The sequence below is a fragment of the Listeria valentina genome, from assembly GCF_011800755.1.
GTDB classification, from domain to species: Bacteria; Bacillota; Bacilli; order Lactobacillales; family Listeriaceae; genus Listeria; species Listeria valentina.
Genome location: NZ_JAATJW010000004.1, coordinates 54,031 through 68,272, shown reverse-complemented (window position 1 = coordinate 68,272; position 14,242 = coordinate 54,031). Strand labels below are relative to the sequence as shown.

Annotated in this window: 12 protein-coding genes and 1 riboswitch; of the genes, 2 read left to right on the top strand and 10 right to left on the bottom strand. The window is 41.0% G+C overall.

Going from position 1 to position 14,242, the window contains the following annotated elements:
- Nucleotides 1-21 precede the first annotated feature (21 nt).
- Nucleotides 22-561, top strand: a complete 540-nt coding sequence (locus HCK02_RS02075; protein ID WP_167628490.1) for a DUF1697 domain-containing protein — start codon at nt 22-24, stop codon at nt 559-561.
- A gap of 39 nt (nt 562-600) precedes the next feature.
- Here HCK02_RS02075 and HCK02_RS02070 read toward each other — a convergent pair whose 3' ends face one another.
- The 10 genes from HCK02_RS02070 to HCK02_RS02025 form a co-directional block, all read right to left on the bottom strand.
- Entirely contained in the window at nt 601-1,674 is a 1,074-nt protein-coding gene (locus HCK02_RS02070; RefSeq protein WP_167628489.1) for an ABC transporter substrate-binding protein, read from the bottom strand.
- Complete coding sequence (locus tag HCK02_RS02065; protein ID WP_167628488.1) at nt 1,671-2,477, bottom strand: ABC transporter permease; 807 nt, start codon at nt 2,475-2,477, stop codon at nt 1,671-1,673. The genes HCK02_RS02070 and HCK02_RS02065 overlap by 4 nt, the downstream gene beginning before the upstream one ends.
- Nucleotides 2,474-3,283, bottom strand: a complete 810-nt coding sequence (locus HCK02_RS02060) for an ABC transporter permease (RefSeq protein WP_167628487.1) — start codon at nt 3,281-3,283, stop codon at nt 2,474-2,476. Before HCK02_RS02060 ends, HCK02_RS02065 begins: the two co-directional genes overlap by 4 nt.
- A 4-nt stretch (nt 3,284-3,287) precedes the next feature.
- Nucleotides 3,288-4,379 (bottom strand): ABC transporter ATP-binding protein, encoded by a 1,092-nt coding sequence (locus HCK02_RS02055; protein ID WP_167628486.1) that lies wholly within the window; start codon nt 4,377-4,379, stop codon nt 3,288-3,290.
- 16 nt (nt 4,380-4,395) lie between these two features.
- Nucleotides 4,396-4,938 carry a helix-turn-helix domain-containing protein gene (locus HCK02_RS02050; protein ID WP_167628485.1) on the bottom strand — a complete coding sequence of 181 codons (543 nt, stop codon included), beginning with the start codon at nt 4,936-4,938 and terminating at the stop codon, nt 4,396-4,398.
- A 211-nt stretch (nt 4,939-5,149) separates the two neighbouring features.
- Nucleotides 5,150-7,198 (bottom strand): Na+/H+ antiporter, encoded by a 2,049-nt coding sequence (locus tag HCK02_RS02045; protein WP_167628484.1) that lies wholly within the window; start codon nt 7,196-7,198, stop codon nt 5,150-5,152.
- 91 nt (nt 7,199-7,289) lie between these two features.
- The gene (locus HCK02_RS02040) at nt 7,290-7,931 is read right to left on the bottom strand and encodes a GTP pyrophosphokinase (RefSeq protein ID WP_167628483.1); all 642 of its coding nucleotides are present in this window, start codon (nt 7,929-7,931) and stop codon (nt 7,290-7,292) included.
- A 113-nt stretch (nt 7,932-8,044) separates the two neighbouring features.
- Nucleotides 8,045-8,872, bottom strand: coding sequence for a LysR family transcriptional regulator (locus tag HCK02_RS02035; RefSeq protein WP_167628482.1), 828 nt, complete (start codon nt 8,870-8,872; stop codon nt 8,045-8,047).
- A 15-nt stretch (nt 8,873-8,887) separates the two neighbouring features.
- Nucleotides 8,888-9,880, bottom strand: a complete 993-nt coding sequence (locus tag HCK02_RS02030) for a YeiH family protein (protein ID WP_167628481.1) — start codon at nt 9,878-9,880, stop codon at nt 8,888-8,890.
- Nucleotides 9,881-10,133: 253 nt separating this feature from the next.
- On the bottom strand, nt 10,134-12,032 hold the full coding sequence (locus HCK02_RS02025; protein WP_167628480.1) for an endonuclease MutS2: 1,899 nt from the start codon (nt 12,030-12,032) through the stop codon (nt 10,134-10,136).
- Nucleotides 12,033-12,448: 416 nt separating this feature from the next.
- Nucleotides 12,449-12,635, top strand: a riboswitch (Lysine riboswitch).
- 124 nt (nt 12,636-12,759) lie between these two features.
- On the opposite strand from HCK02_RS02025, the gene HCK02_RS02015 reads away from it, so the two are divergent.
- A complete protein-coding gene (locus HCK02_RS02015; protein WP_167628478.1) occupies nt 12,760-14,226 on the top strand; it encodes an amino acid permease in 1,467 nt (488 codons plus the stop codon).
- The last annotated feature ends 16 nt before the right edge of the window (nt 14,227-14,242 follow it).

Here is a 14,242-nt window from a genome sequence, read left to right as displayed (position 1 = left end):
AATTCGAAAGGTGGAGTTAAAATGCGCTATATCGCTCTTTTGCGTGGTGTTAACGTTGGTGGAAAAAATAAACTTTCCATGGCGGAATTAAAGGAGTCGTTTAGAGCTCGATCTTTTTCAGATGTGACCACTTATATTAATAGTGGCAACATTTTATTTTCCTCTGACCAAGACGACGTGGAACAATTGAAAAGTCACTTAGAAGAACTGATTTTAGCCGATTTTTCACTCGAAATTCCTGTGACACTGGTTATTGGTGAAGAACTGGTTGAATCGCTCTCTTACGCGCCTGACTGGTGGAATAACGATCCGGATTCAAAGCACAACACAATCATTGTCATTCCGCCAGCAACGCCTGCTGAGATTGCTGAACAAATCGGCGAGATCAAACCTGAATACGAAAAAATCAGCATACACGGTCAATTCATTTTTTGGTCCGCGCCGCTTAAAACCTTTTCAAGATCACGTTGGTCAAGAATCGTAAAGACAAGCGCATACCAATCTATTACGATTCGCAACGCCAATACAACCTTGAAACTGGCTGAGCTTGTGCAAAAATAACTTCAAAAATAGCTAGGCGCCTGCTGCGCGCCTAGCTATTTATTTGCGATACATTTTAAATTCAAGGAAAAGTTCGTTATAGTGTGCGAGCATGCGTTTTCCAAGGTTATCATAGACTTCTAAATTATGCAGCTCGTCTAAGTTGGGATAAAATCGTTTATCGCTTGAAATGTCTTTTGGCAAAAGTTTTTCTGCTGCTAGATTGGGCGTTGAATAGCCTACATATTCTGCGTTTTTAGCTGCGTTTTCTGGCTTTAACATGAAGTTGATAAAAGCATGCGCTCCGTCCACGTTATTCGCGGTTTTCGGGATGACCATGTTGTCGAACCAAAGATTCGATCCTTGCTTTGGAATGACATAATCGAGGTCCTTATTCGCACTGAGCATTTCAGAGGCCTCCCCGGAAAATGTAACGGCAACGCCCGCTTCACCATCAGCCATGAGAAGCTTAATTTCATCACCAACAATTGCCTTTACGTTTGGTGTCATCTTTTTAAGCTTGCGAAGCGCCTCATTTAGATGCGCTTCATTCGTATCATTCAAAGAGTATCCAAGGCTATTAAGCCCGATCCCCATGACTTCTCGTGCGCCATCAATCAATAGAATTTGGTTTTTCAAATCTTGATCCCAAAGCGCATCCCACGTGGAAAAGTCTTTATTCGGAAATTGTTTTTTATTGTAAATGATCCCAAGTGTTCCCCAAAAATACGGCATCGAGTATTTATTGCCTTCATCGAATGACAAATCCATAAACCGCGAATCAATATATTTAGCATTAGGCAGTTTATTATGGTCAAGCGGAATCAAAAGGTGTTCTTGTTTCATTTTGTTGATGGCATAGTCACTTGGAACTGCCACGTCAAAAGTCGTTCCACCTTGCTCAATCTTTGTCATCATTGCTTCATTGGAATCGAAGGTTTGATAGATGACTTTCATGCCACTTTCTTTTTCAAATTTCTTGATTAAACTCGGGTCAATGTAATCGCCCCAATTGTAAATCGTTAATGTATTTCCTCCGGCGTAGCCTTCTTCGCGATTCATAAAATGTGCAAGAAGCATCATGACGAGGGCAAGGAGAATCACTGGGATGAAAATTTTAAGCAATGATTTCATCGTTTATTCGCCCCCGTTCTTGTGGTTTTGCTTGTATTTTTACGGTTGATGAAGTAATAGCCGATCACAAGGAGAATCGTGAACAGGAAGATCAGGGTTGACAGGGCATTAATTGACAAGGATATGCCCTGGCGTGCCCGTGAGTAAATTTCAACGGATAAAGTCGAAAAACCGTTTCCTGTCACAAAAAATGTAACGGCAAAATCATCTAATGAATAAGTGAGCGCCATAAAAAAGCCTGCGAGAACGCCTGGAGCAATGTAAGGTAAAATCACTTTTGATAAGACTTGCCCCTGGCTCGCGCCTAAGTCCCGCGCGGCGTCAATCAAAGTCGGGCTCATTTCTTGGAGTTTCGGCAGCACCATGAGCACAACGATCGGAATGCTGAAGGCGATGTGTGAAACTAGCACGGATGTAAAGCCGAGTTTTAATCCAAGAATGGTGAAGAAAATCAAGAAGCTTGCACCGATAATCACATCAGGGCTGACGATCAAAACATTGTTCAGGCTTAGTAGTGAATTCTTGCCTACGGGTTTTGGCATAAAACGAATGGCTAATGCTCCGCAAATTCCGATCGCTGTTGCAATTACTGAAGAAAGTAGCGCAATCACAAAGGTGTTTAAAACGATCACGAGTAAGCGTGTATCTGCGAAAACTTCACGGTAATAGTCAAGCGTAAAACCTCCAAAGCCGTGCATCGTTCCGCTTGAATTGAACGAATAAAACATCAAATAAAAAATCGGGGCATAAAGTACGATAAAAATAAAAATGAGATAGAGATGGCTCCATTTTCGTTTTTTCATTTTTTAGCCCCCTTTCTCCGTTTAGTTCCGGTTAGAAACATAATGATGATCATCGCGATAATCAAGAAAACGCCGATAGTTGAGCCCATTCCCCAGTCTTGCGTCACGAGGAAATGCTCTTCGATGGCTGTCCCAAGTGTAATCACACGGTTTCCTGCGATCAAACGCGTAATCATAAAGAGCGAAAGTGCCGGAATGAAGACCGCTTGGCACCCTGATTTCACACCATCTGCGGTTAGCGGGAAAATCACTCGGCGAAATGTTGTAAAATTGGATGCTCCAAGGTCGCGAGAAGCTTGAATGAGCGACGGATTAATTTCTTCGATCGCATTAAAGATCGGCAAAATCATGAAGGGGATGAAAATGTACGTCGATACGAACAAAAAGCTAAAATCGGTAAAAAGAATTTGCTGCTGTCCGATTCCGACTAAATCCAAAAATTGATTAGCCGCCCCGTACGTACCAAAAATCCCAATAAATGCGTAAGCTTTAAGCAAAAGGTTAATCCAAGTTGGTAAAATGATCAGCAAAAGCCACAGCTGCTTATGTTTTAATTTCGTCAGCAAATAAGCGGTCGGATAGGAAATGAGTAAGGTGAACAAAGTGATTAAAAAAGCGTACCAAAATGAACTCAATGTCATTTTCAAATAAACGGGTGTGAAAAAATGCTGATAGTTGCTAAATGTAAAATTTCCATCGACATCAAAAAACGAATAATAAACGATCAATAAAATCGGCGCAACGACAAATAAGACAATCCAAAGAATATAAGGAACGAGATATAAATTTCTTGCTTTTCTAGTCATTCGCTTACGCCTCTTCGTAGCTTTCTAAGCGCTTGTCAAATTCTTCTTCTGTTTCTCCGAGTCGCATGACGTGAATCGCTTCGGCATCAAAAGCAAGGCCGATTTTATCACCGATTTTGGCTTTTTTGGTTGTATGGACGAGCCATTCGTTACCATCAATATCGATACAACCCATTTCATAATGCACACCACGGAATAATACCCAATCGACTTCTACCTGTAGCTTTCCTTTGTCAGCCGCCGTAATTTCAAGATCTTCTGGACGAATCACCACTTCAACGGTTTCATTTTCATTAAAGCCTTGGTCGACACATTCAAAACGACGATTAACAAATTCCACTTCAAAATCTTGAATCATCTTCCCAGAGACGATGTTTGATTCCCCAATAAAATCAGCAACAAAACGGTTAATCGGTTCATCGTAAATGTCGATTGGCGAACCGCTTTGTTGAATTTCACCTTTATTTAATACAAAAATTTCATCACTCATCGCAAGTGCTTCTTCTTGATCATGCGTCACAAAAATAAAGGTAATTCCTAACCGTTTTTGAAGGTCGCGAAGTTCGTACTGCATTTCGGTCCTTAGTTTTAAATCCAGTGCGGAAAGCGGCTCATCCAAAAGAATAACTTCGGGTTCATTTACGATTGCCCGTGCAATGGCTACCCGTTGCCTTTGCCCACCTGACATTTCACTGATTTCTCGTTTTTCATAACCAGATAAATTAACAAACCGCAGCGCTTCTTGCACTTTTTCATCAATAACCCTTTTATTTAGTTTTTTGATTCGAAGACCGAATGCTACGTTTTCAAATACATTTAAATGTGGAAATAACGCATAATCTTGGAAAACGGTATTGACTGGTCGCTTATTGGCTGGTACGGTATTGATTTTCTTCCCATCCAGATAAATATCGCCTTCTGTTGCTTCTAAAAAACCCGCAATCAAACGCAAAATCGTTGTTTTCCCGCAACCAGATGGCCCAAGCAAAGTGTAAAATTTCCCTTTTTCAATTTCAAAACTTACATTTTTCAAAACGGGTTCATCATCATCAAACTGTTTCGTGACGCCGTTAAAATGAATAATGGATTCTGTCACTTGTCTTCCTCCCCTTCTATAAATACGATTCTGTCGCCACTAAGATGAGCACTGCTTTTTCATTTGTTTGGTTAATAATTTGATGGCGGTTTGAGGCATGAAAATAAATGGTTTCATTTGCTTTGGCCGTGTAACTTTCTTCACCCAAACACACCTTGACTTCTCCTGTTAACACATAAGCAAAGGTTTCTGAAAGCGAGGGCTCAAATTTTTTAAAACCGCCTTGTGAATCTATTTCAAGTAAAACAGGTTCCATTTCTTTTTCATTCGATTCGGGGACAAGCCACTCAATATGATACCCCTTTTCCTCATCTTCAAAAAAAATCCGCTCTGCCTGTTCATATATGACTTTTTGTTTGCCTTCTTCTTCGTCAAAAAATTCTTTTGGAGTAGAACCCAGCACTTCAAGAATTGAAAACAGAGTTTCGATCGACGGCGAACTTAAATCCCGTTCAAGTTGCGAAATGTAACCTTTCGATAAATCTGTTCGCTCACCAAGTTCTTCTTGTGTCAGGTTTTTACTAAGTCGTAAATTCTTAATGCGATTGCCGATTTCCATCTTATCTTCCTTTCTCAAAGTTTAATAAAAGTAAACTTCAAAACGCACTTGTTTAGTATTTATAAACACCAGGTTTACTTAAAGCAAGAATCATTATACAACATTTAAAATCACACATCAAGACACTTTTCAAAATTTCTTTAAACTGTGACTTAAACTATAAAAAAAGCTTAAAAGCGCATTTCGAATGGCACTTTTAAGCTTTTTTGAGTTAAACTAAATCTTCTTCGATTGTGTATGTTTCAAGTAGATTCAAGTCTTGTCGCATATCCCGTGCAAGATCCCGTGAAATTTTTCCTTCTTCAAACAAACTTTGGATTGTATCTCGTTCAATTTGAATGCCCGAAAGTTCCACTTCATGCACTTTTTGTTCGAATTTTTCTCGCGAACTTGGACGTACGCGCTCTGTTGTAAGGCGTTCCAATTGTTCTTTTTGTTCATTTAAAAGCGGAAGCAGTAGATCCATGTTCTCTTGATTCATTTGTGCTTTTAACTTCCGGATCACCATTTTTTCATTTTCTACCCGTACAAAGCGAATTTCTTTAAAGGCTTTTGCACGTTCAGGATGCTGTTCACGCACTTTTGATTTTATCTCACGTAACCGTTTTGGATGTATCAAAATATGGAGTAATCGCCTTCCAAATACTACCAAATTCCTGATTTTTGCTTTGAACTTTTGTTTTAAAGCACTTTCCATCATGTTTAGGAAGCTGCCATACCTGTAAGCTGTTTCTGCACTAATTTTCCCACCCGCTAGGAGTTCTTGCGTGTATTCATGCTCCCACGAAATAATCTCAAGACGCTTCGCTTTTTCCGCTTGCGTCATATCGCGTTTTTGCGAGTTCCCTCCCTGCTGTAATTCCTGAATCCGGCGACGATAGTTACGAATCACCATTTCCGTTGCCGCCTTATTATCCGGCGTAATTTGATTTTGCAATTCCCGTTTGACGTTCCGCAAAACCCAAATTTGCGTAGCTCGCTCCGCTCGTTCATTCCCGAGATCTGCTTCATTCCCTCTGGCAAGAATCGGCAAGATAAACGTTGCAATTAGTAGTGTGAATAAAATCACGCCCGATGCCATGAAAATAATTAATGCCCGCTGTGGAAACATATCGCCATTGTCGAGGAAAAAAGGAATAGAAAGGGCTGTTGCCAGTGTAACGGCTCCCCGAACACCAGATAAACTAGTCAAGACGGACGCTCGAATAGAAGGCCGTTGTTTTTTCGATTTATCACTTTTAAATAGCCAATCGAACATCCATAAACCGCTGACCCAGAAAAAGCGCAAGAGAATAAGGGCAAGCGTGATAAAGAATGTATAAATCAGCACTTGAGTGTTACTAATCCCCGAGTCTTCCCAAACTACTCTCGCAATAGATGGAAGTTGTGTACCTAAAATCAAGAAAACTAAACCGTTTAAAACGAAAATAATAACGGACCATGTACTTTTCGAAACCACGCTCAGTTTCACAAGTTGTGGATCTAGTCGTTTCCGTTCAACGGCGTGCATTATGCCAGCTGCGACAACAGCAAGGATTCCAGACACGTGTAATTCCTCTGCTGCTAAATAAATCACAAATGGGGTTAAAATTTCAATTAACATGTGGAAGGTAACGTCTTCCATTCCAAGTCCCCTGACCCACTTCAAAAGTTGAAACTTGAGTAAAGTTAAGATCAGTCCGACAAGTGCTCCTCCAATCGCGATGACAAGAAAACTCCAAGACGCATTCAACAAACTAAAGGTCCCTGTTACCATTGCTGCAATCGCAAATTGGAAGGACACAAGACCCGATGCGTCATTAATCAAAGATTCACCTTCAAGTAAACTCATCACTCGTTTCGGTAAAGTAATTCGTCCGGAAAGCGAACTCACCGCAACAGCATCTGTTGGGGCTAATGCCGCCGCAAGGGCAAAAGCTGCTGCAAGTGGAATCGTCGGAATCATCCAATTCACAAAATACCCGATCACGAGTACAGTAATGAAGACGAGTCCAAGTGCCAGAAGTAAAATTGGGACACGAAGTTGCCACAAAGCTTTCTTGTCTGTCCGTTTACCATCATTAAAGAGCAAGGGAGCAATGAATAATAGCAAAAACAATTCCGGATTTAATTCAAGTTCAAATCCGAGTGGTAAAAGTGCAATTAAAATCCCCAGCCCAATTTGAATTAGCGGGACAGATACAACCGGGACGAAGCGGTTGAGTAAATTGGATACTAATATAGCAAGCAATAACAGTAAAACAAATAAAAAGATCTCCAATTCCAGTTTCCTCCTTTTATGCTGTATACATTATGCAGGAAAATCCAAAAATGCGCAAATCATTAACAAAGTTAACAACTCGCGCATAAAATCACTCATTTTCCAATTTGTTTTTATACTTATTAATTTCGTCATTCAAGTTTTTCATTTTTTCATCCAAATGCGTCACAATGTCTGCCGCTTCGCGAAGCTCATTCGTTAAGTATTCAGGCGCTTCATCTTGATATTTATAGTAAATTTTGTGTTCAAGGCTCGCCCAAAAATCCATCGCAACGGTACGAATCTGAATTTCCACCATGATTTTCTCAGAGCGATTCGTAAGAAAAATCGGCACTTCGCAAAGCATATGAAGACTGCGATAGCCGCTTTCTTTCGGGTATGTAACATAGTCTTTCACACGCAAGATCTTAAGGTCATCTTGGTGCTTAATCATCTCTTCAATTTTAAAAATATCCGAAACAAAAGAGCAAGTAATCCGGATGCCAGCAATATCGTAAACGTGCTCGCGTGCATTTTCCGGTGTAATGTCCACGCCCTTTTTCTCTAACTTCGCGCCGATACTTTCAAGTGATTTCACGCGCGACTTTAAATGTTCCATTGGATTATAATCATGTAAAAATTGAAATTCCTCATTGAGAATTTTCAGCTTAGTATTGACTTCTTCCAGCGCAAAACGGTGCATCAACATGATATTTCGCCATTCTTTTAGCTCATCCACAGAAGGTTGTTCCAAAATTGTGATCCCCTCTCAAAAACTTGTTTTAGCCACCCTACTATCCTACTACATTTTCCCTTGAGGCGGACCAATATAAACATTTTTTTACCAGTTTCTCATGATTTTTTTATTTAAAGCTCGCCTAATTTCACTAACAGTTCAAAGATCGACTGCGCCATTTTGGCGTTTTTTCCGCTATCTGCTTTTGGCAAAATCAAATAAAGCGGACGAATCAAATCTGTTTTTTGCACTGGTAGAGCTAGTTTTTCGGCAACTCGAGCCGATTGAAGTGTGCGTCCCATTCCTTGCTTCACAAGCTCCAAAATCAAAGCATTGCTGCTCGCGATCATTTTTTCTTCTGGTAAAATTTGCTGTTCTTTCAAGTAAAGCTCGGTATACTGACGAATGCCTGAACCTTCTTCACGAAAAATCCAGTGGTCTAACTTCGGATCTCCTAAGATGACAAGCGGATCATTCATAAAAACGGTTCGGTTCATATCTGGATACACTTCTGGCGTTTCAACAAGGCCGAGATCTGCTTCAAGCATATGCACAGCCTTGTAGACATTTGTCGAATTATCAAGCAAAATTTCGAAGTTGATTTCCGGATAAAGCGTTCCAAGTTCAGCCATGATTTGCGGCAGCAAATAGCCTCCGATCGTTTGGGAAGCAGCAATCGTGTACTTCCTTCTTGCCTTACCAGAAAGAGCTGCAAGTTCCTCTTTACCGCTTTCCCACCCATTTAAGATTTGTTTCGCCTTTTCATAGAATAAGGTAGCGGCTTCTGTTTTTTCAATCCGATTACGTGCATTTCGCTCAAATAATTTCACATCTAGTTCTTTTTCCAGTTTTTCAATATGCACGGAAATCGTAGGCTGCGAAATGTAAAGTGCATTTGCGGCTTTTGTAAAACTATTCGTTTCATAAACGGCAATAAAGGTTTCTAATAATTGGAACAAGCGCCATTCTCCTTTCTAAAAGAACAGTTTACTCGCAAGCATTGTAAAGCCAAGTAATACGGCCGAACTGATTCCTGCTGCAAGAAAAACTTTACCGCCGCGTTCTGCGATCACTTTAAAGTTCACGCTCATACCAAGCGCTGCCATTGCCATACCTAGGAATAGATAAGCAAGGCTCACAAGTCCATCGATCAAAGCTTGCGAGATCGGTAAGAAGCTTCCGATCGCACTCGAAAGTAAAAAGCCCGCCATAAACCATGGAATCGGTAGTTTTCCTTTTGGTTCGCCTTTTCCAGCAGAGCGGCGCGTATACCAGATGCCGATAAAAAGAGCAGCAGGTGCAAGCAAGATCACACGTGATAATTTCGTGATGATTGCAGCATCTAAGCCCGCCATTCCTGCCGAACCACCAGCAGCAACTGCATGGGCAATTTCATGAAGCGAAGCGCCTGCCATTACACCAAATTGTCCATCAGAAAAACCTAGCAGCGGTTTCAAACCAATTTCAATGAGCGTAAAAACTGTTCCCATGATACAAACAACGGCAACCGCGAGAACGGCATCATCTTTATCCGCCTTTACTTGCGGCGAAACGCCCATCACAGCAGCGGCTCCGCAAATCCCACATCCGCTTGCTGTCAAAATGGCTAAGCGCTCTTCGACATGGAAAACTCGGCAAAGCCAGTAAGTGAGCAAAATCGTTCCTGTAACGACTATAAGTGCTAAAAAAATCGTTTTTACACCTGATTCGGCCAGTGTATATAAATTAAGTCGAAATCCTAGTAAAATAATTCCTAAACGTAAGAATTTGTTTGAAATAAAGCCAATTCCCTCTACGCTTGCATAAATAACCGGACTAGCCGTTTGAAATAACATCCCGCAGAGCAGTGCGATAACCAGCGCACCAACTAAACTAAAACCTGGAACCAGTGCTAAATATTTGCCGGCAAGTGAACAAATAAGTGTTGTTACTGCCGCAATCCAAAAACTTTTTTTCGTGAAAATCATTGTTTTCCCCCTTCAATCCTTTGGTTTCCGTTTTTCTTTAAGTATAAGGGAGTTTTATTATTAATAAAAATAGTAAATATTAATATTTATTATTACATATATTAATAGCTAATGCGAACTTTACTCTTTTAGAATCAAAAATCGGATATGATTTTTGATTCTTCAGTCATTCTAAATTAGATTTTATACTTTATCGTGGCCCAACTAAAAAAATAAAGCTCGTGAGTTATTTTCTTCAACCAAAGCCAAAAAGTCACTCAGAATCGAGTGACTTTTTGATTTCTTTTTGAACACGCCGCAAAGCTTTTTTTGAACCCCGCTCAAAATCATGCTGTTCTTTTCTTTCTTGGAAGCTTGTAAATAACTGATTTAAGTCATAATCTGCCGGATAAAGTTCTACCCGAGACGCAAGCAAACTCAATCGACGAGGCAAAATTTTTCGTTTCTCGCCATCCACATAAACGATCACTTCACCTTGGTCGCTGCTAAAGACAAGGCCGGTTTCATCCGTTTCAAGCAAACGAACTCGGTCGCCTTTTTCAAACGACAGCTGACTCGTTTCTTTGGCTTCATGCGGCGCATTTTTCGACTGAAAGCTTAGTTTTTCAAGTGCATAATCTGGTTTTTTCATGTAATACTGAGCTTTTTGCAAAACTTTACGATCAATATTCATTTTTTCGGCAATATAAAGCGCATTGCTTTCACCAGATTCACCGATAATCAGCCGATATTTCGGTGCAAGCGTCTCTGCATCAAATGCCATTCTCGCATTGATAAAGTCTGGATGCGCACCGCCGTAACGCTTAATTGCTTCATAGTGTGTCGAAGCAACCGTTATTCCCCCGCGCCGGTAACATTCCTCTAAAATCGCAACGGCGAGTGCGGCACCTTCATTTGGCTCCGTTCCGCTACCAATTTCATCAAATAAAACAAGCGTTTTTTCATTCACTTGCGCTAGGATTTGCCCGGCATTTTGCATATGTGACGAAAAAGTACTCAGCGCATTTTCTAAGCTTTGATTGTCGCCGATATCCGCAAAAACGCGCTCAAAAATCGCAAGCTCAGAGCGCTCAGCCGCTGGAATGTGGAGCCCCGCCATCATCATTAGCGTAAGTAGCCCAACCGTTTTCAGCACAACCGTCTTTCCGCCCGCGTTCGGCCCCGTAATGATCAAACCACGATAATCTTCGCCTATCGAAAAATCAAGAGGAACTGCAGCTTTCATGGCAAGAAACGGATGTTTCGCTTGTTTCAATTTGATTTGGCCTCTTTCATTCACAAATGGCCTTGTTGCTTCCATTTGCCTTGAAAGCTTACCCTTAGCAAAGATAAAATCAAATTCCGTGAGCACTTCCAAGTTATGCTTGATTCCATCCATTTCAGCAAGAACGGCGCCAGAAAGTGCCGCCAAAATTTGATAAATTTCCGCTTGCTCTTCTGCTTTTAAATTGGCTCGAATCGCACTTAGCTTCGCAATCGTTTCCGGTTCAATAAAAACCGTCGTCCCTTTACTTGAAACTTCGATCACCGTTCCGCGAACAAATTTTTGAAAACTTGCCTTGATCGGAATCGTATCGCGATCGTTCTTACGCGTCACAAAGAATTCTTGAATATAGGATTTGTTTTCCGGATTCTTCATGAATTTATCCAAACGTTCAGCCGTTTTCGCTTGATTTTCCTCCAGCAACTTCCTCGTTTTCCGCAAGTTCGCACTTGCAGCATTATCCACTTCTCCATTACGAATCGCTTGACTGATCGCATCTTCAATCTCGATGAAGCTTTGAATGCTTTGCGCAAATTCAGCAAGCATCGGAGCAATTCCACTATTTTTTTCGAGAAATTGCTTGATTCGCCTTGTGCTCCGCAGAAAATCGGCAATTTCCATTAATTCCGAAGGTATCATCTCAAAGCTTTTTTCTAGTTTTGTGAGCGTTTGTTTCATTTTACTAACACCAAATAAAGGCAAATTCTGTCCGCTATCCAAAATTTTTCGCGCTTCACTTGTTTCTTCTAGCTTAGCTTCAATCGTTCGTTTATTTTTATAAGGTTTTAATCCTCGCGCTTTCTCTTTTGCCGCATCACTGACACAGTTTTCAGCTAGTTCACGAGTAAGTTCTGGGTATTCTAATTTATCAAAAGTAAGAGTATTCATTTCGCGTTCTCCTTTCAAGAAGGAAGACACCTTTAAGCGTCCTTAAGCACAAAAAAACCACAGATTCCCCTGCAGTTTCTAAAAGGTTCATTTTTAGAAAGTGTTGGCATCTTCATTAGGCAAGCAGAAATAAGCCTCGAAACGAGGAAAATTTTTATTTCTACCTATTTAGTTCCTAAATTAAGATCCTACTACACTCACCAAAAGCACCTCGATTAAATTTTTGGACACTTACTTTCTATACTTTTTAGTTTACGGGGCATTGCCGCCGTTGTCAACCCCTTCGTTTCTTGCAAGAAAAAAGGGTTTTTGTTTTCGAATCTTGTTTTTTATAAAAGGGGGTTGCTTTCTTGCCGTATTTGCTTTACTATTGAAAAGGAACTTTTACAATTGAAACACAAATCCTCATCCGCGTTTGGTGAGGTAGAGGTTGCAGCAATCACAAGTAAGTTTTTCGAGGCGCGCGAAACGCCAGTGACAAAAACCGAACAGGAAAGTTGCCGAAGTGAAATGGATTTTTGCGATTCATTTTGCTGGGACAGTTAGCGAAAGCGGCTGGACTGCTACTAAAACAGTCATTTTAGTAGGTGCGCTATCTGACAAGGATGAATTGACGTTAATTAAAATTCGATCCACTCTCTTCTGATAGCGAAGCGAGTGGTTTTTTTATTGACTAATATCCTTTAAAGTGCATGAATAATCGACACAAAAAAGGAGAGTTTGATTGATGAGTAAAAATGAAAATGGCGACGTGAAACGCTCGCTCAAAACACGACATTTATCGATGATCGCAATTGGCGGTTCAATCGGAACGGGGCTTTTCCTCGCAAGCGGAAATGCGATCGCAACAGCGGGGCCGGGTGGGGCGCTTGTCGCCTATATTGCTATTGGATTAATGGTTTTCTTCTTGATGACAAGTCTTGGAGAAATGGCCACTTATATGCCTGTATCCGGCTCTTTTAGCACCTACGCCACTCGCTTTGTTGATCCTGCTTTTGGTTTTGCACTCGGTTGGAACTACTGGTTCAACTGGGCCATTACGCTTGCCGTTGACATCTCAACTGCAGCCATTATCGTCCAGTTCTGGTTCCCTCATACCCCTGCATGGTTATGGAGCACAGTTTTCCTAGTTTTGATTTTCGGATTGAATGCTCTTTCCGTTCGCGCATACGGTGAAAGTGAATACTGGTTCTCGATTATCAAAGTGGCAACCGTTATCGTTTTCCTTATCATCGGTGTCCTTACCATCTTCGGCATTCTTGGTGGTCAGTTTATCGGCTTTAAAAACTTTACGTTTGGGGAAGCACCCTTTAAAGGTGGATTCTTTGCGATTTTAGGAACCTTCCTCATTGCTGGATTTTCCTTCCAAGGAACCGAGCTTGTCGGAATTGCGGCTGGTGAAAGTGCCACGCCTGAAAAAAGTGTGCCAAAAGCAATCAAGCAAGTTTTCTGGCGAATTTTGTTATTTTACATCTTTGCTATTTTCGTTATCGGATTAATTATTCCTTATACAAGTCCAAACTTACTAGGTGGCGAAGCGACAGATGTTGCAATCAGCCCATTCACCCTTGTATTTGAAAAAGCTGGTCTTGCCTTCGCTGCTTCTGTTATGAACGCCGTTATTTTGACGTCCGTATTGTCGGCTGGGAATTCAGGCTTATACGCATCAACGCGGATGCTTTGGTCCATGGCTAAAGATCGCAAAGCGCCGAAATTCTTGGCTAGAGTCAACAAACGTGGTATCCCAATGGCAGCACTTGTTGTGACAACCATCGTCGGTGCGCTTACTTTCGTCACAACGCTAAGTGAAAATGGCACGATTATCTATACATGGTTGTTGAGCGCTTCTGGATTAACAGGCTTCATTGCTTGGGTCGGGATTGCGATCAGCCATTACCGATTCCGGAAAGCCTTTTTAAAACAAGGTCATGATTTAAGCGAATTAAAATATCGCGCGAAATTCTTCCCATTCGGACCAATTCTTGCGCTAATCTTATGTATCCTTGTCATTATCGGACAAGATTATCAGTCTTTCTTAAATCCTGATTTCACGAACCCCGCTTGGTGGCAAAAAATTGGTATTTCTTACATCGGCTTACCAGTTTTCTTGATTTTCTGGTTATCTTATAAACTTGCAAGAAAAACAAAAATGGTTCCACTTGATAAAGCAAAGTTCGATCATCGTGAAAATTAGTAAAAAGCAAGCAGGC